The organism is Stenotrophomonas sp. YJH_SMC_37 (genome assembly GCF_059370035.1).
Genome location: NZ_JCAFTG010000002.1, coordinates 301,741 through 326,788, shown reverse-complemented (window position 1 = coordinate 326,788; position 25,048 = coordinate 301,741). Strand labels below are relative to the sequence as shown.

16 protein-coding genes and 1 pseudogene are annotated in these 25,048 nt (G+C 66.6%); 5 read left to right on the top strand and 12 right to left on the bottom strand.

Annotated elements, in window-relative coordinates:
* Positions 1–497 precede the first annotated feature (497 nt).
* Positions 498–1,472, bottom strand: coding sequence for an RluA family pseudouridine synthase (locus tag AC5P8J_RS03995; protein ID WP_031269982.1), 975 nt, complete (start codon positions 1,470–1,472; stop codon positions 498–500).
* 407 nt (positions 1,473–1,879) lie between these two features.
* Here AC5P8J_RS03995 and AC5P8J_RS03990 point away from each other — a divergent pair, with 407 nt between their 5' ends.
* On the top strand, positions 1,880–5,167 hold the full coding sequence (locus tag AC5P8J_RS03990) for an Rne/Rng family ribonuclease (RefSeq protein ID WP_495216626.1): 3,288 nt from the start codon (positions 1,880–1,882) through the stop codon (positions 5,165–5,167).
* Between the two features lie 117 nt (positions 5,168–5,284).
* On the opposite strand, the gene AC5P8J_RS03985 is transcribed toward AC5P8J_RS03990, so the two are convergent.
* The 10 genes from AC5P8J_RS03985 to AC5P8J_RS03940 form a co-directional block, all read right to left on the bottom strand.
* Positions 5,285–6,172: an endonuclease/exonuclease/phosphatase family protein gene (locus AC5P8J_RS03985; protein ID WP_019660456.1), complete on the bottom strand. Its 888-nt coding sequence runs from the start codon at positions 6,170–6,172 to the stop codon at positions 5,285–5,287.
* A gap of 2 nt (positions 6,173–6,174) precedes the next feature.
* The gene (locus tag AC5P8J_RS03980; protein WP_495216625.1) at positions 6,175–9,342 is read right to left on the bottom strand and encodes a discoidin domain-containing protein; all 3,168 of its coding nucleotides are present in this window, start codon (positions 9,340–9,342) and stop codon (positions 6,175–6,177) included.
* A complete protein-coding gene (locus AC5P8J_RS03975) occupies positions 9,339–10,175 on the bottom strand; it encodes a carbohydrate ABC transporter permease (protein WP_111097843.1) in 837 nt (278 codons plus the stop codon). Before AC5P8J_RS03975 ends, AC5P8J_RS03980 begins: the two co-directional genes overlap by 4 nt.
* Positions 10,172–11,053 (bottom strand): carbohydrate ABC transporter permease, encoded by an 882-nt coding sequence (locus AC5P8J_RS03970; RefSeq protein ID WP_197605883.1) that lies wholly within the window; start codon positions 11,051–11,053, stop codon positions 10,172–10,174. Before AC5P8J_RS03970 ends, AC5P8J_RS03975 begins: the two co-directional genes overlap by 4 nt.
* Positions 11,050–12,390: a sugar ABC transporter substrate-binding protein gene (locus AC5P8J_RS03965; RefSeq protein WP_495216624.1), complete on the bottom strand. Its 1,341-nt coding sequence runs from the start codon at positions 12,388–12,390 to the stop codon at positions 11,050–11,052. The genes AC5P8J_RS03970 and AC5P8J_RS03965 overlap by 4 nt, the downstream gene beginning before the upstream one ends.
* Positions 12,391–12,394: 4 nt before the next feature.
* On the bottom strand, positions 12,395–13,999 hold the full coding sequence (locus tag AC5P8J_RS03960) for a glucoamylase family protein (protein ID WP_495216623.1): 1,605 nt from the start codon (positions 13,997–13,999) through the stop codon (positions 12,395–12,397).
* Positions 14,000–14,242: 243 nt separating this feature from the next.
* Complete coding sequence (locus tag AC5P8J_RS03955; RefSeq protein ID WP_111097844.1) at positions 14,243–17,299, bottom strand: TonB-dependent receptor; 3,057 nt, start codon at positions 17,297–17,299, stop codon at positions 14,243–14,245.
* A gap of 76 nt (positions 17,300–17,375) precedes the next feature.
* Positions 17,376–18,413: a LacI family DNA-binding transcriptional regulator gene (locus tag AC5P8J_RS03950; RefSeq protein ID WP_019660462.1), complete on the bottom strand. Its 1,038-nt coding sequence runs from the start codon at positions 18,411–18,413 to the stop codon at positions 17,376–17,378.
* Between the two features lie 149 nt (positions 18,414–18,562).
* Positions 18,563–18,814 carry a BolA family protein gene (locus AC5P8J_RS03945; RefSeq protein WP_032953611.1) on the bottom strand — a complete coding sequence of 84 codons (252 nt, stop codon included), beginning with the start codon at positions 18,812–18,814 and terminating at the stop codon, positions 18,563–18,565.
* A gap of 20 nt (positions 18,815–18,834) precedes the next feature.
* Positions 18,835–19,134 (bottom strand): YciI family protein, encoded by a 300-nt coding sequence (locus AC5P8J_RS03940; RefSeq protein ID WP_026347072.1) that lies wholly within the window; start codon positions 19,132–19,134, stop codon positions 18,835–18,837.
* Positions 19,135–19,507: 373 nt separating this feature from the next.
* Between AC5P8J_RS03940 and AC5P8J_RS03935 the strand changes: the two genes are divergently transcribed.
* Genes AC5P8J_RS03935 through AC5P8J_RS03925 form a run of 3 tightly spaced genes read left to right on the top strand, consistent with a single transcriptional unit; the run spans position 19,508 to position 22,923 of the window.
* Positions 19,508–20,413 (top strand): segregation and condensation protein A, encoded by a 906-nt coding sequence (locus AC5P8J_RS03935; RefSeq protein ID WP_019660465.1) that lies wholly within the window; start codon positions 19,508–19,510, stop codon positions 20,411–20,413.
* A gap of 13 nt (positions 20,414–20,426) precedes the next feature.
* The gene (gene scpB / locus AC5P8J_RS03930) at positions 20,427–21,296 is read left to right on the top strand and encodes an SMC-Scp complex subunit ScpB (protein WP_019660466.1); all 870 of its coding nucleotides are present in this window, start codon (positions 20,427–20,429) and stop codon (positions 21,294–21,296) included.
* A complete protein-coding gene (locus tag AC5P8J_RS03925; protein WP_495216622.1) occupies positions 21,289–22,923 on the top strand; it encodes a pseudouridine synthase in 1,635 nt (544 codons plus the stop codon). Before scpB ends, AC5P8J_RS03925 begins: the two co-directional genes overlap by 8 nt.
* Before the next feature lie 115 nt (positions 22,924–23,038).
* On the opposite strand, the gene AC5P8J_RS03920 is transcribed toward AC5P8J_RS03925, so the two are convergent.
* Positions 23,039–23,827, bottom strand: a complete 789-nt coding sequence (locus AC5P8J_RS03920; RefSeq protein ID WP_021203002.1) for an AraC family transcriptional regulator — start codon at positions 23,825–23,827, stop codon at positions 23,039–23,041.
* 90 nt (positions 23,828–23,917) lie between these two features.
* Between AC5P8J_RS03920 and AC5P8J_RS03915 the strand changes: the two are divergent.
* Positions 23,918–25,044, top strand: a pseudogene (locus AC5P8J_RS03915) (MFS transporter).
* Positions 25,045–25,048 lie beyond the last annotated feature (4 nt).

The following is a 25,048-nucleotide window of genomic DNA, read 5'->3' as shown; positions in this document are numbered from 1 at the left end:
TTCCGGGTTGGGCCGGCCGAGGTGGGTTTGCGGGGGACGCCGTAAACCCATCCTTGGGGGCTTGGGCGCGCCATCCATGGCGCTTACACCACCGCAAACCCACCTCGCCCGGCCTCTGACAGGCTATAGGCGTGCCAGCCGCGCGATGAAAGAATGAAAAAGCGAAGCCCGCGCTGCGCGCGTGAGTCGAGCGTGGCTCGACTCTACAAGGGCTGCGTGCGGGTATGGGTCTACGCTGCGGCTGTCAGGTCCGCCTTGTCGCGAGCCGAGCACCGCAGGTCCGGCGAGGGCGAAGAGGCGCGGGTGTCTGAGCGCAGCGAGTTCCGCGCCGCCCCTCGGCGGACCGAGGAGCGCAGGGTACCGGCGCGCAGCGCCGGCTCGCGGATGGCGGCGTGTTTCTTTGGTTACTTTCTTTGCACGAGCAAAGAAAGTGACGAGCCCACTCATCGCAGGAAAGCGACGGCGCCGACCAAGCACCCGGCGCCGCCGAACCGCCGTCAGCGCAGGCGGTCCAGCGCCTCAACCAGCTCATCGGCCAGCGGCGCGTTCAGCACGTATGGGCTCTTGCCGTCATCCAGCGCGAACTCCAGCGAAGCCGCGTGCAGAAACAGGCGCTTCAGCCCGATCTGCTCACGAAGCCGCTTGTTCACCGCCGGATCGCCGTACTTGTCGTCACCGGCCACCGGGTGGCCCAGATGCTGGGCGTGCACGCGGATCTGATGGGTGCGGCCAGTCTCGATGCGCACCTCGCAGTACGAATGGCCGCCGCGGCGCTCCAGCACCCGGAAGTGGCTGATCGATTCCTTGCCGATCGCGTTGACCTGCACATGGCGCTCGCCGCCCTGGCGCAGGCCCACGTGCAGCGGCGCGTCCACCGTCATCACGCCATCGGGCATGCGCCCGGCCAGCAGGGTCAGGTAGCGCTTGCGGATGCCGGCGCCATGGTCTTCACGCAGCAGGGCCTGCAGTTCACTCAGCGCCGAGCGCTTCTTGGCCACGATCAGGAGGCCGGAGGTGTCGCGATCCAGCCGATGGACCAGCTCCAGGGTCTGCCCCGGGCGCAGCGCGCGCAGAGTCTCGATCGCCCCGAAGCTGATGCCGCTGCCGCCATGACTGGCCACGCCAGAGGGCTTGTTCAGGGCCAGCAGGCGGGCATCCTCGAACACGATGGCCTGCTCCAGGCGGCGCATGAACGCCTCAGGTGGACCGGCCTTGTCTCCCTCCTCGCTGAGACGCACGGGTGGTACACGCACCTCATCGCCCGCCTCCAGCTTGCGCTCGGCCTTGGCGCGACCGCCGTTGACCCGCACCTGGCCACTGCGCACCAGCTTGTAGACCAGGCTGCGCGGGGCCCCCTTCAGCTGGCCGAGCAGGAAGTTGTCCAGGCGCTGGCCGGCGCGGTCGGCGGGAACGGTGATCATGCGCACGGAAGGCTTGTCGCCTGCGGGCTTGGTGGGGTCTTGGGCGGTCATCAGGCTGTTTATTCTGTTACACTCGGGGGGCGAGATAAGGGATTGATTTCGTTGGAAGTTACTCAGGGCCAGAAGCCCAGCTTCCGACGAATCCGGCACAGTGCGCGACCACCGCCCGCGGGGCGGCCATGTTAGCGGCTCACCGGCCTTCCCGGCCATCGCCGGATGCCTGACACGCAACCGTGCTGAACATGTCCCGCGTGGCGCTCCAGCCTGGCTGACAGCTGCCTGCGGCCCTGCAACACCCAAAACCCATAAGAGTGAAGCGCTCCCGCGGCCTGCCGTGGTGTCGTAGCGCTGGAAACCCAAGCCGCCCTCCCCGCGCTTGCGCGAATGGGCGGCGAGCCGTGTCCAGAGGCGAAACCCCATGGCGTTCCGCGCGGTAGCCGCTTGCGAGGAACGCAACAATGAAGCGAATGCTGATCAACGCAACGCAGGCTGAAGAGCTGCGTGTTGCCATCGTGGATGGCCAGTCGTTGTATGACATCGACATCGAGCAGCCGTCGAAGGAACAGAAGAAGTCCAACATCTACAAGGGCCGGATCTTCCGCATCGAGCCCTCGCTGGAAGCGGCCTTCGTCGAATACGGCGGTGGCCGCCATGGCTTCCTGCCGTTGAAGGAAATCTCCCGCGACTACTTCCAGGCCGGCGTCGACCACAACAAGGCCGGCATCCGCGAACTGCTGAAGGAAGGCCAGGAGATCGTCGTCCAGGTCGACAAGGAAGAGCGTGGCAACAAGGGCGCCGCCCTGACCACGTTCATCTCGCTGGCCGGCCGCTACATGGTGCTGATGCCGAACTCGCCCAGCGCCGGTGGTGTGTCCCGCCGCATCGAGGGCGAAGACCGGGCCGCGCTGAAGGACGCGCTGGACAAGCTGAACATTCCCGACGACATGGGCGTGATCATCCGTACCGCCGGCGTCGGCCGCGATGCGGAAGAACTGCAGTGGGACCTGGACTACCTGCTCAACGTCTGGCGCGCCATTGCCGAAGCCGCGCTGAGCAAGCCGGCTCCGTTCCTGATCTACCAGGAGTCGCGCCTGATCGTGCGCGCCCTGCGTGACTACCTGCGCGCCGACATCGGCGAGATCCTGGTGGACACCGAGGAGATGTACGAGCACGCCCGCGAGTTCATGCAGCAGGTGATGCCGCAGACCCTGCGCAAGCTCAAGCACTACAAGGACGACATCCCGCTGTTCAACCGCTTCCAGATCGAGTCGCAGATCGAAGGTGCATACGAGCGCAACGTGCGCCTGCCGTCGGGCGGCTCGATCGTGGTCGACCAGACCGAAGCACTGACCGCGGTCGACGTGAACTCCTCGCGCGCCACCAAGGGCAGCGACATCGAGGACACCGCGTTCCAGACGAACCTGGAAGCGGCTGAGGAAGTGGCCCGCCAGCTGCGCCTGCGCGACCTGGGTGGCCTGGTGGTCATCGATTTCATCGACATGGCCTCCAACAAGCACCAGCGCGAGGTCGAGAACCGCTTGGCCAACGCGCTGAAGTACGACCGGGCCCGCGTCCAGGTCGGCCGCATCTCGCGCTTCGGCCTGCTGGAAATGAGCCGCCAGCGCCTGCGCCCGAGCCTGGGCGAGTCCAGCCAGATCGTCTGCCCGCGCTGTGACGGCCACGGCCGCATGCGCAGCGTCGAGTCGCTGTCGCTGTCGATCATCCGCGTCGCCGAAGAGCATGCGATGAAGGAGAACACCGGGCAGGTGCTGGTGCAGGCCCCCGTGGAGATCGCCAATTACCTGCTGAACGAGAAGCGCAGCGCCCTGCGCGAGATCGAGCAGCGCCACGAGGCGCCGATCGTGATCGTGGCCGACGAGCAGCTGCATACCCCGCACTACACCGTCACCCGCCTGCGCGAGAACGAGTTGGGTGAAGAAAGCAGCAAGCCCAGCTACCAGCGGGGCACCCCGCGCAAGCTGCCGGTGCACGCGCTGACCAAGGGCCAGCTGAACATCCCGCCGCCGGCGGTGACCCAGGTCAAACACACCTCGCCCGCCCCGGTTCGCGAGGAAGTTGAGCCGGCCAAGGCAGCCCCGGCCCCGGTCGCGGTCGCACCGACGGCCCCGGCCCCCAGCGGCGGCGTGATCGGCTGGCTCAAGCGCGTGTTCGGTGGCGAGCCGGCCCCGGCGCCGGCGCCGGCCGCTCCGGCGGCGCGTCAGTCGCAGGACGGTGGCCGCAAGGACCGCAACAAGGATCGCAACAAGGACCGCAAGGACCGTCGCGACGACAGTCGTGGCAATGGCAACGCGCAGCAGCAGAAGGATGGCGGCAACCGCAAGGACCGCGGCGAGCAGCGCAAGGACGGCCGCAACGGCAACAACGGCAATGCGCAGCAGCAGCCGCAGCAGGGCAAGCAGAAGGAGCCGCAGCACAAGGATGGCCAGCAGCAGCCGCAGCAGCAGAACAAGCCGCGCAACGAGCAGCAGGGCCAGAACCAGAACCAGCAGCCGAAGCTGAAGCAGCCCAAGCAGCCGCGCCCGCAGCAGCAGGACGGTGACAAGCCGGCCGAGAAGCCGCAGCGCAATGCCGCCGAAGCAGCTGCCGAAGCCGTGACCGCAGCGGCAGCCGTAGCCGCTACGGCCGTCGCCGCCAACGGGGTGAACGCGCTGGAAGCCACCGCGCCGGTGACGCCGGTTGCTCCGGCACCCGCCGCTCCGGTGGAAGCCGCTGCGTCGGCCGACACCGCTGCCAACGCTGGCAGCGCGGCCGAGGTGACTGCGGTTGCCGGCGAGGAGGCTGCAACCGACACCAATGGCGAGCAGGCAGGCGAAGGCGCAACCCGCCGTCGTCGTGGCCGTCGTGGTGGCCGTCGCCGTCGTCGCGGTGGCACCGAGAATGCCGTCGGCAGCGACGCCCTGGGCGATGACCAGGACGATGGTGATGACGGTGAAGACACCGACGGCGCCGAGCCGAGCGTCAACAACACCGCCGGAACCGCTCCGGTTGCTGCGGTGCAGCCGGTCCGTTCGCAGCCGGAGTTCGACTTCGATGACGAAGTCGAGCCGATCGCCATCGAAGCCGGGAAGCCGGCCCGCGCTGCCGCCGCTGCGGTTTCCGCACCGGTTGCGGTGGTGAGCAGCGCCGTGGTCGAAGTCGCCGCCCCCGTCGCGGCTGAAGCGCAGGCGCCGGCCGAGGCTGCTGCGAAAACTGAAACGGTGTCCTCGCCGGTGCAGACCAGCATGCTCGATGCCATCGACGCTGCGACCCCGGTTCAGCCGGTCGCCGACGCCACTCCGGTGGTGGACGCTGCCGCGCCGGTGATCGAAGCAAAGCCGGTTGTGGCTGAAACGACCGCAGTGGCTGAAGCCGCTCCGGTGATCGAAACGAAGCCGGTCGCAGTCGAGGCCGCGCCGGTCGTGGAATCGAAGCCGCAGGTGGTTGAAGCAACCCCGGTGGTTGAAACCAAGCCGGTGGCCAGTGAGAGTGGCCCGGTGGTGGAGGCCGCCCCGGCCGTTGAAGCCACGCCGGTCGTCGAGACTGCGCCGATCGTGGAACAGCCGGTCGCGCCGGTGGCGGTGGAAGCCGCGCCGATCGAGGCCGCTGCCCCGGTCGCCGAAGCCGTGGTGACGCCGTCGATCGATCCGGTCGCCGATGGCCATGCCGACGCCGCAGCGCAGGCTGCAGAAGCCAGGGCCGATGAAGAAGACGAAGAGGCCGCCAAGCGCACGCCTCCGTCGAACTGATCGCGCCTTGATAGCGTGAAAACGAAACGGCGGGGATCAATGATCCCCGCCGTTTTTGTTTGTGCGTCGGGCCGAACCGTGCCCACCAAGGTTGGCACCTACCCAAGCGTGCCTGCGTCAGGGTTTCGGCGCGAACTGCAGGCGGGTCCACACGCCGTAGTGGTCCGAGGCCCAGCGACCGCTGTCATCGGGCTGGTCGAACAGGATCTTCGCCTCGCGTGCGACCATCTCGTCCTGCTGGAAGAAGATGTGGTCGATCCGCGACGGCGCCTGGTAATAGTGACGGTTGAGCGTACTGACCGCGGACAGATCGGTGTTGACATGCACGCTGCCGTAGCTGTCGCCGTAGTGGCTGCGCAGCTCGCTCAGGTCGCCGGCATCCACCAGTGCATTGAAGTCGCCGGCGATCACCACCGGTGCACCGGCCGAGGTTGCAGTGATGAAGCGCAGCAGGTCTTCGACCTGGGTGCGACGGATGCGCTGCCCGTTCTCGTCGCTGCGCTCGTTCAGATGCGTGGCGTAGATGTTTACCGGCGTGCCGTCGACGTCGATGCGCAGGTGGGCCACGGTGCGGTAGTCGTCCAGCGGCTGCAGCAGATGATCGCCCTGAGCGAGGATCGGCCGCCGGGTCAGCAGCGCATTGCCGTAGCGCTTGGGTGCCGCGACCGGATCGGTGGACACGAACACATACCTGTAGCCGAGTTGGCCGGCCAGCCATTGCGCCTGGTTTCGCACGTTGCGGCGCTGGATCACTTCCTGCAGGGCAACCGCATCCGGCTGCAGGCGCTTGAGCTCGGCCAGGATGGTGCGGCGCCGGCTCGGCCAGTCTTCGCGGTCGTGGTGCAGGTTGAAGGTGACCATGCTCATGCCCGGCGCGCTGGCAACGTCGGGCGCCACAGTCGTGCCAGCCGGTTCAGCCGCCATCATCACGCCCGGCAATGCCATTGCAATGGCCAGCCCCAGGGCGCGCACCGACGTGCGCACCTTCGCCCGCTGCTGCTTCATCGTTACTGCCCCTTGCGTTCGGCGCGGCGCACTGCGCTCGGCACGTCGATCTCGATCCGCGCCGGCAGCTGGTGCACGTGCAGTTCTCTGTTGATCCACTGGGCCGCTTCACCGTTGATGCTCGCCTCGCCCGGGTCGCCAGCATACGGCCACGGCAGCACCACACCACCGACCGGCGGCACCAGGCCCGGTTGCACCTCCAGCACCAGCTGCTTGTCGCTGCGCTGCAGGCGGTAGTTCAACTGCCCCTGCGGCGTGCGCAGGCCCTGCACGGCAATGCCCTCGCCCTGCAGCCACGCGGTCGGCACGCCGGCGGCCAGTACCAGCGCATCGTCCAGATCACGGTTGTAAGCGAACATGTCCAACGCAGAGCGCACGAAGTCCGAAGCCACCCAGGCGTGCGGCAGGTCACCGACGAAGAACGGCTTGCGCGGCGTGCGCGAGACCACTTCGGCCCACTGGTTCCAGGCCTGTGGCGCGCGGTCCCTGAAGAAGAACTCGGTGGCCTGCCAGGCGCGCTCGCGCCAGCCCAGGCGCACGAACGCTGCCACGTTGCGCCATTCGTACGGGGTGTAATCCTTCCACTCGCGCTTGCCATCGCGACGGGCAACGAACTCGTTCCAGTAGCGCTCGAAGGTCGCCTCCAGCGCCTGCTGCGGCAGCCGGCCCTGCTCGCCGCCGGGGGCAAGCGCGATCGTGGTGGAGGTCGCGTCGAAGTCGCCCAGCTCGGCCGAGCCCGGCAGGTAATCGATCTTGTGCTGCTGCATCGCCGACAGCAGCGAGGCCTGCAGGTCAGCACGGAACTGGTCGCGCGATTCGGCGATCTGCATCGCCTCCACCTTGCCCAGCTGGGTCGCCAGCAGCGCCGCGTCCTTGTAGCCGCGCAGTGCCCAGAAGTTGTCCCAGTAGGAATGCATCGGCTTGGCCGAATAGCCTTCATGGCTGATCGAGGCCGGCATCATCCCGTAGAACGCCGGGTTGCGCGCGCGGTTTTCCTCGGTGCGCTCGCTGGCGCGCAGCTGCTCCATGTAGTTGTAGGCGCCCTGCACGTGCGGCCACATCAGCTCGGTGAACGTGCTGTCGCCGGTGTAGCGCCCATACTCGGCGATGCTGTAGATCAACTCGCCATGGCTGTCGTTCTCCGGCACCGGGTCGCTGCCGCGCGCGTCGACGCAGCACGGCACCTTGCCGTTTTCGAACTGGTACGGCGCATACCAGTTGATGTAATCGCGCACCGCATCACTGCGCCCCATGCGCAGCAGGCCCTCGGAGATCATCGCGCCGTCGCGGATCCAGCTGCGCGCATACGACCGCGTGCCCGGCTGCAGGCGCGGTCCGACACGCGAGATCAGCATGTGCGCCACCGCCGTGCGCAGGGTGTAGACCAGTGGCTGGCCTGCAGCAGGCACCTGCAGCGAAACCACGCCCAGCTTCTTCCGCCATTGCTCGGCCACCTGCGCCTGCGCCTTGGCCACATCCAGCGCCTGCGGCGCCCAGCCACCGGTCTGTGGCAGCACCACCGCCACCTCACGGTTCTGCCCGGGCTCCAGCCTGATCGTGTACACCAGCGCACCCGACGCCATGCCGGTGCTGTCCTTCACCGCCGTGGTCGCCGGGTACGTGCCGCTTTCCAGATGCATCGCATCGAGCTTGCCATCGAACGTACTGGCAAAGCGCGCGTCCGGTACCTGCAGCGGATAGATCCGCGGCTCACCGTTGACCCGAACCAGCTGCTCACCTACATCCAGGGCATCAATCCGGCTGAAGCCTCCGACGGTATTAAGGAACTGGGTGGGCGGATTGACCTGCCACGGCCGTATCGCCAGTGCCAGGGTGTATTCGTGCGCGACCTTGTCCGGATTGCTCAGCCGGTAGCGGCCGATCAGCTGCGCACGCTCGGGCGTGCCCTGCACGAAACCGGTCACCGAGAGTCCGGCCTTCTCATGCACCCAGTCGACGGTGGCGATCGGCAGGTAGTGATCCTGCAGCGACTGGGTGATAGCCACTTTCGACCAGTCCAGCAGCTTGCCGTCCAGGCGGATGAACGGCTCGATGCTGAAGCTGCCCTTGGCCGGCTCCAGCGCGCCATCTTCGCTGATCAGCGCCTGCTCCTGGCCACCATCGAGGCCGAGCAGGGTCCAGTAGGGCTGTTCGCCCACATACGCGCGCGGCAACGAACCGCGCGGCAGATCGGCGGCTACCGAGGACAGGAAGGCATTGGGCGTGGCGGCGAACGCCAGCGGCTTGAGTGCGATGTCACGGATGCCATAGCGCCAGTTCGGGCCATCGCGCAGATCGAAACGCACGTAGCGCGCGTCGGTATCCGGCAGGGCAAGCCAGTCGCGGCCACCGGCACCGCTGGTCACTTCGCGCACGATGCGCCAATCCCGGCCATCCTCGGACGTCCGCACGGTGTAGCGATTGGCTTCCAGGTTCGGCAGCCAATCGATCACGACACCGCCGATCTCGCGGCTCTTGTGCAGGTCCAGGCTGATGGTCTGCTGCTTGACGCCACCGCTGATCCAGAACGTGTCGCTCTTGCCGTCGATCATGCGGTCCTGCAGCGCGGTGGCGGTATCGGCAATCACCGACGGCACCAGCGCCGAATCATCCTGCGGTGGCAGCCCCTGCAGGGTCAGCCTGTCGAAGCATACGGTGCCGCGGCCGCCGACCTTGCTGTAGATCGTGAACTCGACTGCGGCGCTGCGCGCCATCTCCTTCTCGGGCGAGGGACCCCACGCCTTGTCGATCTGGCGGCGGCGGTACTCGACCGGCGTCCAGCCCTTGGGGAAACTGTAGCCGGGACGATTGACCCACCAGACGTTGTCACCGCTGGCATCGATCAACTTGAACTGCAGGTCGTTGCCCGGTGAATCACCGCGCAACTGGAAGCCGAAACGGTAATTGACCGGGTATTCGATGTTCAGCGCGCGGCGGATGCCGACGTAGCCGGAGACATCGTGGAAGTCATAGTCCAGGCACAGCGCGCGGCCGCCGCCAGCGCCACTGACCGGGCGCAGCGAACCGCTGACCTGGTCGGACAGCACCAGCTTCCAGGCCGCGACGTCGTCGAAGTCGTCCAGCACCTTCGGTGCCGGCAGCGCCGGTGGCGCGGCGATCGCCAGGGAAGTCCACAAAAGGCCCAGTCCAACGGCGATCGCTCGCTTCATCCCTTGACGCTCCCCAGCAACAGACCTTGGATGTAGTACCGCTGCAGCACCAGGAACAGCGCCAGCACCGGGACCACGGTGACCACCGCGCCGGCCATCATCATTTCCACGTCCATGATGTGCTCGCGCGAGAGGGTGGCCAGCGCCACCGGCAAAGTGTAGTGCTCCTGATCGGTCAACACGATCAGCGGCCACATGAAATCGTTCCATGCGCCCATGAAGGTGAAGATCGCCAGGGTCACCAGCACCGGCTTGAGCATCGGCAGCACGATCTGGAAGAAGATGCGCAGCTCCCCTGCCCCGTCGATACGGGCCGCTTCCAGCAATTCGTCCGGAATCGAACGCGCGTACTGGCGCACCAGGAAGATGCCGAACACGCTGGCCAGCGCCGGCACGATCACGCCGCCGAAGCTGTTGACCAGGCCCAGCTGCTTCATCAGCAGGAACAGCGGCAGCATCGCCACCTGCGCTGGAATCACCAGCGCCGCCATCAGCACCTGGAACAGGCGCTCGCGCCCGACGAAGTTGAGCTTGGCGAACGCATAGCCGGCCATGGTGTTGAGCAACAGCGAGCCAAAGGTGATCGCCAGCGAGACGAGCAGGCTGTTGGCGAAGTTGCCGCCCATGCCAGTGCGCGCGAACAGCTCATGGTAGTTGTGCGTGGTGATGCTGGAAGGCAGCAGCGGCGGCGGGAAATGGCTGGCCTCGCCCTGCGGCATGAACGAGACCGAGAGCATCCACAACAGCGGTGCCAGGCTGACCAGGGCCAGCACCAGCAACGCACCATTGATCAACCACGGGTACCAGCGCGACTGGCCAATTTCACGACTCATACCAACTGCCTCTTGCGGCCGAAACGCAGCATCACGGTGGTCACCGCCAGGATGATCAGGAACAGCAGGAACGCCACGGCGGAGGCGCGTCCCAGGTTCCACCACTTGAAGCCTTCCTCGAACATGAAATACAGCACGCTGACGGTGCTCTGCAGCGGGTCGCCGCGGGTCATGACATACGGCTCGGCGAACAGCTGGAAGTAGCCGGACACGGTGATTACCCCGACCACCAGCAGCACCGGGCCGAGCATCGGCAGGGTGATGTGCAGGAACTGCTTCCAGCGCGAGGCGCCGTCGATGCGCGCAGCCTCGTACAGGTCATGCGGGATCGCCTGCAGGCCGGCCAGGAAGATCACCATGTTGTAGCCGAAGTTCTTCCACACCGCGAACAGCATGATGGTCGGCATCGCCCAGTTGGGATCGCCCAGCCAGTCGATCGGGCTGATGCCCAGGTGGCCCAGGCCGTAGTTCACCAGGCCGTAACTGGTGTGGAACAGGTAACGCCAGATCACCGCCACCGCCACCAGCGTGGTCACCACCGGCGCGAACAGCGCGGTGCGGAACAGCGCCTTGAAGCGCGCGGCCGGTGCATTCAGCAGCATCGCCGCGCCCAGCGACACGCTGATCGACAAGGGCACACCGATCAACACGAAGTAGGTGGTATTCCACAGCGACTTCCAGAACATCGGTGTCTGCAGCAGGTCGATGTAATTGCCGAGGCCGACAAACCGCAGGTTGCTGCTGTCAGCCAGGGCATACAGGTCGAAGTCGGTCACGCTCAGCGCCAGCGCCGAAGCCACCGGCAGGCCGAAGAACACGCCCAGCACGATCAACGAGGGCCCGGCGAAGATCCAGCCGGCAAGCGAAGTACGTTTCATTGCGCGCTCCCGGCGGCTACGGCACTGCTGGACTGCGACGACGGTGCGCGCTGCTGCAGGCGTTGTTGCTCATGCATCCAGCGGCGCTTGGCCAGCACCTTGTCCACGCGCTGGTCCAGTTCTTCCACGGCCTTGTCCTGCGGCAGGCCACCGCGCACCACCTTCTCGGTGACGATGCGCATTTCCTGCACGATGCGCTCCCATTCGAGCACCTTCGGCGTCGGCTTGACCCGCTCCAGCTGGTCACGGAATGCCGCTGCCAGCGGATCGTTGGCCAGCGACGGTGCGTTCCAGGTACTGCGGCGCGGCGGCAGATCGCCGATGATCGAATGGAAACGCGCCTGGATCTGCGGCCGCGACAGGAACTCGATCAGCTTCCACGACGCTTCCTTCTGCTGCGACTTGCGGAAGATCACCAGGCTGGTACCACCGGCGATGCCGGCGCCGGGACCGTCCGGCCCCGGCAGCGCGGCAGTGCCCCACTGCCCTTCCAGTTCCTTCGGCTGCAGCTTCTTGAACTCGCGGATGTTCCAGGGGCCGGAGATGTAGAACACATTGAAGCCACGGAAAAACTCGTCCCAGACGTTGGAGATCTGCGTCTCGGACATCTTCGGCGCCCAGCCCTGCTCGAACATGTTGGCGTAGAAGGCCAGCGTGCGGCGGAACCCCGGGCTGGCGAAATTGCCGCGGGTGTCATCGTCGCGCAGCAGCGGATCGGGCTGCTGCAGCGCCAGCGACAGCTGCTGCTCGAACTCGTTGATCGGCATCAGCACCGCATAGCGGTTCGGGCCCTGCATGCGCTTGATCGCCGCCATCTGTTCGTCCCACTCCTGCCACGTGCGCGGCGGGTGGTCGTAACCGGCCTTGGCCAGCAGATCCTTGCGGTAGAAGATCAGGCGCGTATCGACATACCACGGCACGCCCACCAGCGCGCCGTGGATCACATTGGTATCCCAGATGCCTTGGAAGTAGTCCTTCGGGTCGACCACGGCCGAGCGCTGCACGAACGGCTGCAGCGGCGTCAGCGCATCAAGCTCGGCGAACTCCGGTACCCAGGTGTTGCCCAGCTGGCACACGTCCGGCAGGCCGTCGGCGGCGAACGCGGTCAGCAGCTTCTCGTGCGCGGCCGTCCACGGGATGTTCTGCACATCCACCTTGATGCCCGGATTCTCGGCCTCGAACTCATGGATCAGCTCGCTGACCACCTCCGCCTCGCGGCCCATCGCCCAGAAACGTACGGTGGTGGTGCCCGGATCGGTACGGGCGCAGCCGGCCACGGCCAATGCGGCCAAGGCAGGCAGCGCCCAGCGGCGCAGGCGGTCGATCCAGTTCGGCATCGGGTTACTTGCCCTGGCCTGTGGTGCGGTTGGCATTGTTCTTCTGTTCCTGCGCGGCAGCCGCGCGTGATTCGGCGATACCCACCGCGCGTGCCGCCGCGGCCTTTTCGTCCTTCTGCAGCTCCAGCGGCTGGAACGCGCCTTCCGGCGCCAGCCAGCCACCGCTGAACCCTGCCCGCTCCAGTCCCTTGCGGATGTAGGGGTTCTTCTTCATCACCTCCCACACGAAATCGTTGCGGTAGTTGGCGATCATGGTCAGGATCGGTCCCTGGTCGATGGCGATGTAATCGCTGGCGACCCAGCCGCGATCCGGCACCAGGCGGCCGGTCTTGATCGGGATGTCGTAGTTGAAGCTGGGGTTGAATGAATCCAGGAAGCCGTAGCTGGAATAGATGTAGTCGCCGTAGCGCTTGTGCATTTCCAGCGTGGCCGGGATCACCTGCTCCGGCGCAAACACCACCGAGGCGATCGCAGCAGTCGGGGCAATGGTGCCGTCATCGAAATTCTCGCGCAGCCCAGCGCCGCGCGAGGAGTAATGGCGGAACTGGCGCTGCTCGCCGCGGTACTCCTGCGTGGTGTTCTGCGGGCCATCGCTGGCGGTCAGGCCCCACACATTCTCGCCATACTCCTTCCACTGCATCGGGTTGGCGATGGCGTATTCGCGCTGGGCCAGCGCAGCCGAGCGGCTGTTGAGGAAATAAGTGCTGCCGCGCTCGCGCATGTATGCGTCCTGGATATCGCGGAAGTCGATCCAGACGTGGCTGTACTGGTGGCCGAACAGCGGGCCGAAGGACAGGTATTCCTGGCCCTGGTAAACACCCCAGTCGTTGTCGTAGGTGCGCGTCCACACCGTCCACGCATCCGGGCTGACCGGGTGCGTGGGCGACCCCAGGGCAAGGATGTAGACCATCATCGCCTCGTTGTAGCCCATCCAGTCGTGGTCGATGAAGCCGCTCTCGGGGAACCAGCCCATCGAGATCAGCGGCGCACGCTGCTGCAGCCACGGCCAGTCCACCTTCTTGTACAAGGTGTCGGCGATCTGGCGGATCTCCTTCTCGCGCGGATCATCGCCGTCGTAGTACGACTGCGCGAACAGCACGCCCATCATCAGCAGTGCGGTATCCACCGAGGACAGTTCGACCCAGCTGTCGTAGCGACGGCCTTCCTGCATGTCCAGGAAGTGGTAGTAGAAGCCCTTGTAGCCGGCCTTGCCGGTGCGCTGCGGGCCCATCGGCACATCGCGGAAGAACTTCAGCGTGGTCAGCGTGCGGTCGATGGCCTGGTTGCGGCTGACCCAGCCGTTTTCTATGCCGATCGGATAGGCAGTCAACGCGAAACCGACCGAGGCGATGCTGGCGAACGGCCGTGACGGGTAGCGGTCCGGGGTCAGGCCGTTCACTTCGTTGGTGGTGTCCCAGAAGAACTGGAAGGTGCGGCGTTCGATGTCATCGAACAGCGGCGGAAGCTCCGGCTTCATCGGCCGCGGCGGTGCGTCGGCCTCGATCAGGATCACCGGCGGGCGGGGCTTGGCAGGTTCCTGCTGGGCCGGCTGGCAGGCGGCCACGGCCAGGCTCAGCGCTGCGGCGGACAACAGATGGCGTGCCTGCATGGCGCGGTTCCTCCGGTGGTCTGATCGATGGGAGAGCATAACGTCCAATGATCTGAAATCGTTTACAAGGTGCGTTCTTAAAAAACCACGAAAAACGTGGCTTGACACCGCGATCATTGCCCACGCCGCTGCCCCCTGGCCGGCAGCGGCGTGGGCAATGGACCGGCACAGGGCCGGCCATTGCCGTTTTGACCGATGCCGCCAGCGAGCCGGCGGCATCGGGTCATGCATCACCGCCCGGGCTTAGAAGCGGAAGCCCACTTCGGCCTTGACCTGGCGCGGAGTACCGATGATGTCGCCGGTCTCGTTGTAGCTGGCCTGCAGCTTGCCGTTGGTCTTGACGTAGTTGTAGGTGGAGAAGTTGTCGAAGTTGAACACGTTGATGATGTCCAGGCGGGCGTACAGCTCGGTGTTGCCCGCCAGCTTGAACGTCTTCGTCGCCTGCAGGTCGACCGAACGGTAGCCGAAGATCTTGCCACCCACCAGGAACTTGCCGGTGGCGTTGGGCACGGCCGCCTGCGGGGTCGGCAGGGTGTAGCCGCTGGCCTGCATCACCGGGTACCAGTCGTTGACGGCGGTCGGGGTGGCCAGGGTGATCTTGCCGCCGAAAGTGATGCCCCAGAAGCCCGCGTAGGAACCGGTCACCACCAGGCGGTGGCGCGGCGCGCCGTTGGAGCGGATGGTCGGGTAGTCACCGATCAGGCCGCGATCGAACGCATACTTCTCGTTGATGTCGCGGTTATGGCGCGCAGTAGTCCAGGTATAGGCGATCGAGGTGCCCCAGCCGCTTTCCTTGGTGAACGGCTTCTGTGCCGACAACAGGACCTGGGTGGCGCGGGTCTTGATGCCCTGCTGGCCGATGATCAGGCTGCCGAAGCCCGGCACGTTGCAGCTCCAGGCCTGGCTCAGGCCTGCGGAGGTGCCGCCGCACAGGCGCGGATCATCGAAGAACTGGCCGGTCGGGTAGCGGTTGCCCAGGGTGAAGGCGAAGCCGTCGTAGCTCAGGGTACGTGCGATGGTGGCGTCGGTCAGCCAGTCGCCGATCTGGTTGCTCATGCCCAGGCTGAACTGATCCGAGTACGGCGCCTTCAGCTTGTTGTTCAGCAGGTCAACCTCCAGCCCGGCATTGCTGGTCGCGCCGACCAGTGCCTGCAGGTTGCCGATGCCGTTGAGCAGGTTCGGATTCCAGTCATAGCAGGCGGCCTGGCCGTTGATGCAGGTGTTGGTTGCCGGGTTGCGGAAGTAGATGGTCGGCTGCGGCAGGGCCAGCTTGGTGGTTTCCAGCTGCAGGTTGTCGAACAGGTCACGGTCGTAGGAACGGCCGGCACCGCCGTGGATGACGTGCTGCTCGTCGGCATTGATGTCATACGAGAAGCCCAGGCGCGGCTGCCAGGCATCCTTGAACGCCTTGCGATTGTGGCCGTTGCTGATGTAGTCGCTGATGTCCAGGCCGCCCAGTGCCAGCGAATCGGCATAGGTCTGGCCGGCGGGGGCGCGCGGATCCTGCGAATAGATGGCGTCGACCACCTGCTGCGGGGTCACGAAGTCCAGGTAGGACGGGGTCTTTTCGTAGTCCCAGCGCAGGCCGATGTTCAGCTGCAGGTGGTCGTTGACCTGCCAGTCGTCCTGGATGAACACGCCGTACTGCTTGGACTTCGAACGCACTTCGCCGGACACGCCGGACACGCCGGTCACCGGCTTGACGAACTGCGCCTTGTACGGAATCGAATCGGGGAAGTCCGGATCGCCCAGCGAGTAGGTGAAGGTCGGGTTGATCTGTGCCGCATCGGATGCGTACAGATCGATCGCCTTGTACTTCACGCCCATCTTGATGGTGTGGTCACCGGCCCACTGGATGCCATCCAGGGTCAGGTTGTCTTCGATCGACCAGCCCTTCTGGCCCTTCACCTGCGAATCCAGTGCCGAGGCGCCACCGATCTTCACGATGGTGCGGTCTTCGGGGCCGTCCGGTGCGGTGTAGGTGATGCCGTTGGCCAGCGTCAGCGGGGTCGGGTTGTTGAACGAGTCTTCGTGGGTGACCATCAACTCGTTGTAGTAGCGCTCACCGCTGTGGTTCCAGCGCAGGGCGTAACGACGGTCGGTGTTGACCACTTCACGGCCGGCTTCCGGCGAGGTCTGGCCACTGAACTGCGACTGGGTTTCGTCGCGGTCCTGGAAGGTCAGCTCGATGCGATCGTTGTCGGTCGGCTCGAAGTCGATCTTGCCGAAGATCAGGTCCTGCTGGAACGGCTGGCTGGCCGGGCCAAGGCCGGCGGCGCCGGCCGGCGGCAGCAGGCCGGCAGCGCCGGTGACCGCGCCATCCGGCGCGATGGTGACCGGCAGGTCGAAGCGCTTGGCTTCGTAGGTCACGAAGAAGTGCGCCTTGTCCTGGACGATCGGGCCGCCCAGGGCGAAGCCGTATTCCTTCTCGGCCGAGACCATCTTCTCCTTGCCACCCTGGCGCTCGGCCGGGGTCTTGGCACGCATGTCTTCATCGGTGTAGCGGTAGAACGCCTCACCCTTGAACTCATTGGTGCCGGACTTGGTTGCAGCCGTCACCGCGGCGCTCGACACCTGGCCATACTCGGCCTTGTAGTTGCCGCTGATGACCTTGTATTCGCCGATGGCCAGCTGCGGGAACGGGTTGCCGGCGCTACCGGACTGGCCGGCCACGCCGCCGCCCTTGACGTAGCTCTTCTGGCCCACGCCATCGATGTACACGTTGGTGCCATCGGCATTGGTGGCGCCGCCGCGCAGCGAGGTGTTGCCCTTGGCGTCGCGGGTGAAGATCAGGCCCGGCACCGCGTCGGCGAACTCCAGGAAGTTGCGCGACACCTGCGGGGTGGTCTGGATCTGCTGCAGGCTGACGGTCTTGCCGACTTCGGAGGTGCGCACTTCCTGCAGCAGGGTCGGCGCAACAACGTTGACGGTGTCCAGGTTGGTGGCCGCGGTCGAACCCTGGGTGCTGCTGGCGGCACCGGCAAAGTTCAGCGTCGCGGTCGAGGCCACGGTGACGGTGACCTTCTGGGTCTGGCCGTTGGCGACCACGTTGTAGGTGCCCGGATCCAGGCCCATCAGCGAGTAGCTGCCGTCGGCGCGGATGGTGCCACGGCGGACGGTACCGGTGGCCACGTTGGTGGCGGTCACTTCGGTGCCTGCCTGGGCGCCGGCAACCTGGCCGCGCAGGCTGGCGTTGGCCGACTGCGCCATGACGTTGGGGGCGGCAGCCAGCATCAGGCAGCTGACCAGTGCGGTGCTCAGCAGCCGGCGCGCCGGCATGCGGAAGGTGGTATGCATCATCAACTCAATCTCCGGGTGGCGGTAACCGCTTGCGCGGTCCCTGCGATCAATCAAAAAAGAAGGAACGCCTCTGGCTTCAACGGCCGGATGGCGGAGTGGTGGAATCGCGAACAATCAAGCGGGGAACCAGGGTCTGCTTGTCCCCTGCCCCATCCGTGGAGGTGCCGTCCATCAACTGCATCAGACGCGTCATGGCCCGGTCGCCGAGCTCGGCGATGCTGACCTGCATGGTGGTCAGCGACGGGTGGACGAAACGCGCCAGTGGAATGTCATCGAAACCCGCCAAGGCAACATCGGCGGGCACACGGACGCCGGCCTGGGTGAATGCATACAGGCACCCCAGGGCCATCATGTCGTTGGCGGCGAATACGGCATCGGGCAGCGCTCCGGCTGCCAGCAACTCCTGACCGGCACGATGGCCGGAAGCTTCGTCGAAATCACCGGGCAACTCGATGCCTTCGGCGCCACCGCCAAAAGCCACCAGCGCGTCACGGAAGCCGCGCAGGCGCTCGCGCGCGTCGAAGTTGAGATCCGGGCCAGAAATGAAAGCGATGCGACGGTGGCCGGCGTCCAGCAGGTGGCGGGTCATCGCCATCGCACCTGCGTGGTCATCGATGCTCAGCACCGGGTGGTCCTGCCCGGGCAGATAGGTATTGATCAACACCGTCGGCAGCGACTGCGGCAGGTTGTCGGTCAGGAAGCCCGGGCTCTCGGCGTAGGGCGAGAGCACAAGCAGGCCGTCGACGCGGCCGCGCATGGCACGCAGGGCCGCGCCCTGCTGTTCCTGGTCGCCGTGGTAGCTGGACACCAGCAGGTGCTGGCGGCGGTTGCGGGCCACGCCGTCGATGCCGCGCATCAACTCGGAGAAGAATTCGCCGTACAGGTCAGGCAGCACCACGCCCACCGTATTGGTGCGGCGGCTGCTCAGGCTGCGGGCGGCGGCGTGCGGGGTGTAACGCAACCGTGCGGCCACCTCCAGCACAAGCTGGCGGACCGGTTCGGCGACATTTTCATGCCCGTTGAGCGCGCGGGAAACCGTGGCCACAGAGACCCGGGCTTCGCGTGCGACGTCTTTGATTGTGATAGCTGCCTTGTTCACGAAGCCGCCCTCCACGGCTTGGACCTACCAGCATTGGCGCGGAATGTAAGCGTTTCCATCTGGGCTTGTAAACAGTCCGTTAGGCGAATGTCCCGAAATGGACATGAAAACCTGTCCGTGGCGAGGCCCATGAAGGACCCGCCAGGACAGCGTGGGACAAGGGCTCAGCCCTGTTCTGACGGGGTCTGCGCGCGGATGGACAACGCGTGGATATCGGTCTCCATCATCGACCCCAGCGCGGCATAGACCGCGCGGTGCCGGGCCAGCGGACCCAGCCCGGCGAAGCGCTCACTGACCACATGCACGTTGAAATGGCCGCGGCCATCGCGTGCACCGGCATGACCGGCGTGACGATGGCTGTCGTCTTCGATTTCCAGCACGCTGGGGGCCAGCGCCTGCTGCAGTGCGTCACGCATCCGCTCGATCCGCTCCGCGTTCACGGCAGGACCTTGCGGAACGGCCGCACCTGCACATGGGTGTATACGCCGGCGGCGACGTACGGGTCGGCATCGGCCCAGGCCTGGGCCTGCGGCAGCGACTCGAACTGTGCAATCACCACCGAACCACTGAAGCCGGCCGGGCCCGGGTCTTCACTGTCCACCACCGGGCACGGCCCGGCCAGCAGCAGGCGCCCCTCGTCGCGCAGCGCATGCAGGCGCGCCAGGTGTTCCGGCCGCGCCTGCAGCCGCTGCGCCAGCACATCCTGGCCGTCATACCCTTCGATCACATACCACACCGGCATTTCCTCGCTTGCTTTGTCGGGTGCGCAGATTCTAGCCAATGCGCTCCCTGCCCCGGCCCGGCTGGACACTGGCGCGACAAAGGCTTACCCTAGACCCCATTGCACGTGGTGGATGCAGCAGCCCGTCGGTTTTGCGGCCAACGCAGCCCCCGACGACCGTCCCGCTGCTTCAAACCGGACCATCCGGCCGGGCCACGTAGACGACCTCCCCGTAGTTCTGTCGCTGCCGTCTCCTGCGGCGCGTCCTGCTGTTTGATATGTGTGGAATCGCGCCGATCCCGGCGTGTCTGGTGCCCTGGGGCGCCGTGGCGTTGGCCCGGCGAACCCGGTGCCGCGACTGGTCCGTTGCAATCCTGATGTCCATTAGATGACTTCCGAACTCGCGCTTGACGCGAACCCGCCAACCCGGCCGCCCGCCCCCCAGCAGCAGGAAATGCCGCTGGCCGTGGTGCATGGGCAACCGGTCCTGCAGATCCCGCAGGACCTGTACATCCCGCCGGACGCGCTGGAAGTCATCCTGGATGCCTTCGAAGGCCCGCTGGACCTGCTGTTGTACCTGATCCGCCGCCAGAACCTCGATGTACTGGACATCCCCGTCGCCGAGATCACCCGGCAGTACGTGGAATACATCACCGTGATGCGCGAGCTGCGCTTCGAGCTGGCGGCCGAGTACCTGGTGATGGCCGCGATCCTGGCCGAGGTGAAGTCGCGGATGCTGCTGCCGCGCCCGGTCAGCGAGGAAGGCGATGAGGCCGACCCGCGCGCCGAGCTGGTGCGCCGGCTGCAGGAGTACGAACGTTTCAAGCAGGCCGCCGAGGACATCGACGCCCTGCCCCGTCAGGACCGCGACACCACGGTGGCGCATGCCTTCATGCCCGAACGCGCCACGGTGAAGCTGCCGCCGCCGGTGGACCTGAAGGAAATGCTGCTGGCTTTGCACGACGTGCTCAAGCGCGCCGAGCTGTTCAGCGGCCACGCCATCAAGCGCGAGGCACTGAGCGTGCGGCAACGCATGGGCGAGGTACTCGGCCGCCTGGAAGACGGCAGGTTCTATCGCTTCGAAGGGCTGTTCACGGCCGAAGAAGGCAAGCTGGGCGTGCTGGTCACGTTCCTGGCGGTGCTGGAGCTGGCCAAGGAACAGCTGCTGGACATCGTCCAGGAAGAACCGCTGGCGCCGATCTACGTCAAGTCGCTGGCGGCCGGCAACACCAACGCCCCGCTGCAGTTCAGCAGCGAGTTTGACGACAACGACGCCGCCAATGCCAATGAGTGAGCGCTGAGTGCCGATGGACCAATCGCTGATCGACCGCATTGTCGAGGGTGCCCTGCTGGCCTCCAGCCAGCCGCTCACCCTGGCCCAGCTGAAGGACCTGTTCCCGGAAGATGAGCCCGCACCGCCGGGCAGCATCGAACGTGCGCTGGAACGGCTGCGCGAGGCCTGCGAAGGACGCGGCGTGGAACTGGTCGAGGTCGCTTCGGGCTTCCGCTACCAGGTCACCAGCGAAGTGCATGGCTGGATCAGCCGGCTGTGGACCGAACGCAAGACCCGCTACACCCGTGCCACCCTGGAAACCCTGGCGCTGATCGCCTACCGGCAGCCGATCACCCGCGGCGAGATCGAACAGGTGCGCGGCGTGGCGGTCAGCAGCAACATCATCCAGGCACTGGAAGAACGCGAATGGATCCGCGTGGTCGGCCACCGCGACGTGCCCGGCAAGCCGGCACTGTTCGGCACCACCAAGGGCTTCCTGGACTACTTCGGGCTGAAGCGGCTGGACGAACTGCCGCCGCTGTCGGAACTGAAGGACCTGGGCGAGCTGGAACCGCAGCTGGCGCTGGACCGCGATGCTCCGGCCGTTGCCGGCGCCGACGGTCCGGACGTCTCGGCCGACGGCGCTGCCGCCAACGACGACGCCGGCCTGGCCGGCAGTGACACCCCCGATTCCGCCGATGCAGCGCCTGCGTCGGCCACCGATGAGCAAGCACCTTCGCCCCTCGATGATGGGCACCCCGATTCCGCGCCGGGCGAGCGCGCGGTGCCCCTGAACGAACGCGAAGACAACGCCGTCGCGATGACGACCGTGGCTGTTGACCAAGCCGATTCCGAACCAGAGGCCGACCTCGAAACCGTCGGCCGGAGCAAAACTGATGAGTGACACCCCCCGTAACAAGCTCTCGCTGAAGCGCGAAGCCACCTCCGAACAGTTCAAGCTGGAAGAGCGCCTGCACAAGGTGCTGGCCCAGGCCGGCCTCGGCTCGCGCCGTGCGCTGGAACAGCGCATCGCCGAGGGCCTGGTCAAGGTCAACGGTGAAGTCGCGCAGACCGGCATGTCGGTCAAGAGCGGCGACAGGATCGAACTGGACGGTCGCGGCTTCGTCGCCACCGCCCTGTCCGAACCGTCGCGCGTGCTGGTCTACAACAAGCCTGAAGGCGAAGTGACCACCCGCGAAGATCCCGAAGGCCGCCCGACCGTGTTCGAATCGCTGCCGCCGCTGAAGGGCGCGCGCTGGATCGCCATCGGCCGCCTGGACATCAACACCACCGGCCTGCTGCTGGCCACCACCGACGGTGAACTGGCCAACGCCATGATGCACCCGTCGTTCGAGGTCGAGCGCGAGTACGTGGTGCGCGTGCGTGCGCCGGAAGGCGAGGAAAAGGTCTCCGACGCCATCGTCGACCGCCTCAGCCGTGGCGTCGCGCTGGAGGACGGTCCGGCCAAGTTCGATGAGATCGAACGCATCGGCGGCACCGATTCGCACGACTGGTTCCGCGTCGTGGTGAAGGAAGGCCGCAACCGCGAAGTGCGCCGCCTGTGGGAATCGCAGGGTTGCCAGGTCAGCCGCCTGAAGCGCACCCGCTACGGCAAGGTTAGCCTGCCGCGCGAACTGGCCCGTGGCCATTCGGTGGAACTGGGTACCGCCCAGGTGGAAGCGCTGCGTGCGCAGCTGAAGCTGGAAGAAGGCGCACCGTCGGCGCTGACGCTGCAGCCGGTGATCGGCCAGCGCCGCGCCGCCAAGACCACCGTGCGCGTGCGCGAAGGTGGCCGCGGCAATGCCTACGTCAATGGCCACAACACCGCTGACGAAGGTCGCGAGCTGCGCCGTTTCGACAACGTCCGCGAAGACCGCGGCCGTGGTCGCGGCGGCAAGGGTGGCGGCTTCAAGGGCGGCCTGACGGTCAGCGGTGAAGCAGCAGCCAAGCAGTCGCAGAAGCCGTTCAAGCAGCGCACCCCGAAGAATGATCGCTCGCTGCCGGAAGGCAATCCTGCGGCATTCCGCACCTGGTACGTGCCGGATGGCGTGAGCACCGGCCCGAGCGGCCATCGCAACGCCGGTCCGGGCGCGCGCGGCCCCGGTGCCCGTGGTCCGGGTGCAGGCGGCCAGGGCCGTCCGTACGGCAAGCCGAGGGGCCCGGGTGCTGGCGCCGGTGGCGGGCAGGGCCGTGGCGGTTTCGGCGGCGAAGGCCGTGGCGGCGCAGGCGGCCAGGGTCGTCCGGCCGGTGCCGGCAACCGCTCGCAGGGCCAGGGCAACAGGCACCCGTACGGCCATCCGGGCAATGCCCCAAGCTTCCCGTCCGACCACGCCACGCCGGGCTTCAACCCCTACGGCAGCCCGAAGCCGGCGCACGGTGCGCGTCCGGGCGGTCGTGGTCCGGGCGGCGGTAACCGTGGCCCGGGCGGCAATCGCGGCCCTGGCGGCCCGGGTGGGAACCGTGGTCCGGGCGGCCCCGGTGGCAACCGCGGACCGGGCGGCCCGCGCCGCAGCGGCCCGCGCGGCGGCTGATCACCGGCACGACTGAAATGAAAACCCCGGCTCCGGCCGGGGTTTTTCTTTGAAAAGGGGACGGAGGGGATTAAGTCGTTTTTGCCACGGCCTGTATCAAAGGGGCGAAAGCGACTTAATCCCCTCCGTCCCCTTTTGCGTGGCGCTGGAACGCGGCGGGCGTGGTGCCGGTCATGCCGCGGAAGAAGGCGATGAACGGGCTCTCGGCGGAGAAGCCGGTGTCCTGGGCCACATGCGCGACGCGATGACCGAGCAACAGCAGCTCCATGGCCCGCATCAGGCGCCATTGCTGGCGCCAGGCCTGATAGCCCATGCCTGTATCGTGTTGCATCAACCGGCCAACCGTACGCGCGCTCAGGCCGGTACGCGTGGCCAGTTCGTGCAGTTCGGGCGGCAGCTGTTCGGCCAACGGCAGGCAACGTGCAATGCGCGGATCACGCGGCAAAGGCAGGTCCATCGGCGCCACCGGTGCAGCAGCGATTTCCAGCACGCACAACGCCAGTTGGTGGTGCGCGCGCGGCGACTGCCAGTCATGGTCGAACGGCGCCTGCGCAATCGGCTCCAGCAAGGCCTGCAGCAGCGGCCCCACGCCGATGATCGCTGGTTGCCGGGGCAGCTGGGCTGACAGGGTGGCGTCGAAGTACAACGAACGGTAGTCGACCGCCTGGCGCATCTGCGCGCGATGGCGTAGCCCACCGGGAATCCACGCGGCGCGCGCGGGCGGCAGCAGGCTGATGCGATCACCGTAGGTGAGGCGCGTGCAGCCCTGCCGGGTGTAGAGCAGTTGCGCGCGTGCATGCTGGTGCCAACCCGAGTCGTGATCCGCCAGTGAGGCTGCGATCCCCAGCACCGGAGCGCTCCAGGCATCGGCGTCGAAGTGCGTGTGCGGCTGCAACCAGGCCATGTCTGATTTCATACATTCGATGACAGGATAGACAGGGTGCGTCATTGCAGTCGCGACCACAATGCGCAGCCCCGTTTCTGGAGCGCCCGCATGTCGCGCCGCCTGTTGTTGCTCACCATTGCACTGCTGATGTTTCCGCAGTTGGCACAGACCCTGTACAGCCCGGCCCGGCCGATCTGGCCAAACGCTTCGCCCTGCCGCCGGGTACCGCCAGCCAGGCCATGAGCCTGTATCTGTTCGGCTTCGCTGCAGGCGTGCTGCTGTGGGGGCGCCTGGCCGATCGTATCGGTCGTCGCCCGGCCCTTCTATGTGGCTTGGGCGTCTTTGCCGTGGCTGCACTGGGCGGCCTGCTCGCTGGTAGCTTCGGCCAGGTGTTGCTGGCCCAAGCGCTGGCCGCGGTTGGCGCCGCCGCCGCTTCGGTGGTCACCCAGACCGTGCTGCGCGACCACCTGCAGGGACCCGCGTTGGCGCAGGCATTCTCCTGGATCGGCATGGCCCTGGCCCTGAGCCCGGCCATCGGCCTTGCACTGGGCACGCTGCTGGTCGCCGTCCATGGCTATGTCGGCGTACAGTCCGGCCTGCTGCTGACCGCTGCCGTGCTGGCAGTCGCATGCCTGGCTGGCCTGCGCGAAAGCCGCCCTGCACATATCCCGCACACGCCCATGCTGCCGCTGCTGCGGCAACTGCTGTGCGATCGCTGGATCTGGTCACACGCATTGCTGGTGATGGCTTTCAACGTAGCGATGTACAGCTGGTACGCGCTCGGTCCTTTCGTATTTGCGCGCCTGCACTGGCCCGCCGCCTGGTTCGGCGCCAGCGGCGCGTTGCTGGCACTGGGCTCGGCACTGGGTGCATGGGGCAATGGACGCCTGTTGCGTGCCGGCGTCGCCGCGGCCACGCGCATCCGCACCGCCGCAGGCCTGGTCCTGACGGGAGGCCTGCTGGCTGCGCTGCTGCATGATCACCCTGCCGTGGTCGCGGCGATGGTGCCGGTGGTGACGGGCTTCGGCCTTGCCATTCCCAATGTGCTGGGCCAGGCCCTGCGCGGCTACCCACATTGTCTTGGCAGCGCAGGCGCACTGTTCGGCCTGCTCTACTACCTGTTGATGGGTGCGGCAATGGCGTTGGTCGGTGCAGTGCAGCTGCTGGCCCCGACGCTCATCGTGTGTGGCCTGCTGGCCTTCTGGCTGCAGCGGCGGCGTCCCGCTGCGACCTAGGAAT

Coding starts and splice junctions, on each gene's coding strand:
- scpB (WP_019660466.1), top strand. CDS start 20,427: ATGGACCAATCGCTGATCGACCGCATTGTCGAGGGTGCCCTGCTGGCC.
- AC5P8J_RS03935 (WP_019660465.1), top strand. CDS start 19,508: ATGACTTCCGAACTCGCGCTTGACGCGAACCCGCCAACCCGGCCGCCC.
- AC5P8J_RS03970 (WP_197605883.1), bottom strand. CDS start 11,053: ATGAAACGTACTTCGCTTGCCGGCTGGATCTTCGCCGGGCCCTCGTTG.
- AC5P8J_RS03960 (WP_495216623.1), bottom strand. CDS start 13,999: ATGCAGGCACGCCATCTGTTGTCCGCCGCAGCGCTGAGCCTGGCCGTG.
- AC5P8J_RS03955 (WP_111097844.1), bottom strand. CDS start 17,299: ATGATGCATACCACCTTCCGCATGCCGGCGCGCCGGCTGCTGAGCACC.
- AC5P8J_RS03925 (WP_495216622.1), top strand. CDS start 21,289: ATGAGTGACACCCCCCGTAACAAGCTCTCGCTGAAGCGCGAAGCCACC.
- AC5P8J_RS03945 (WP_032953611.1), bottom strand. CDS start 18,814: ATGCGTGACGCACTGCAGCAGGCGCTGGCCCCCAGCGTGCTGGAAATC.
- AC5P8J_RS03980 (WP_495216625.1), bottom strand. CDS start 9,342: ATGAAGCGAGCGATCGCCGTTGGACTGGGCCTTTTGTGGACTTCCCTG.
- AC5P8J_RS03920 (WP_021203002.1), bottom strand. CDS start 23,827: ATGGCCTGGTTGCAGCCGCACACGCACTTCGACGCCGATGCCTGGAGC.
- AC5P8J_RS03965 (WP_495216624.1), bottom strand. CDS start 12,390: ATGCCGAACTGGATCGACCGCCTGCGCCGCTGGGCGCTGCCTGCCTTG.
- AC5P8J_RS03975 (WP_111097843.1), bottom strand. CDS start 10,175: ATGAGTCGTGAAATTGGCCAGTCGCGCTGGTACCCGTGGTTGATCAAT.
- AC5P8J_RS03985 (WP_019660456.1), bottom strand. CDS start 6,172: ATGAAGCAGCAGCGGGCGAAGGTGCGCACGTCGGTGCGCGCCCTGGGG.
- AC5P8J_RS03995 (WP_031269982.1), bottom strand. CDS start 1,472: ATGACCGCCCAAGACCCCACCAAGCCCGCAGGCGACAAGCCTTCCGTG.
- AC5P8J_RS03990 (WP_495216626.1), top strand. CDS start 1,880: ATGAAGCGAATGCTGATCAACGCAACGCAGGCTGAAGAGCTGCGTGTT.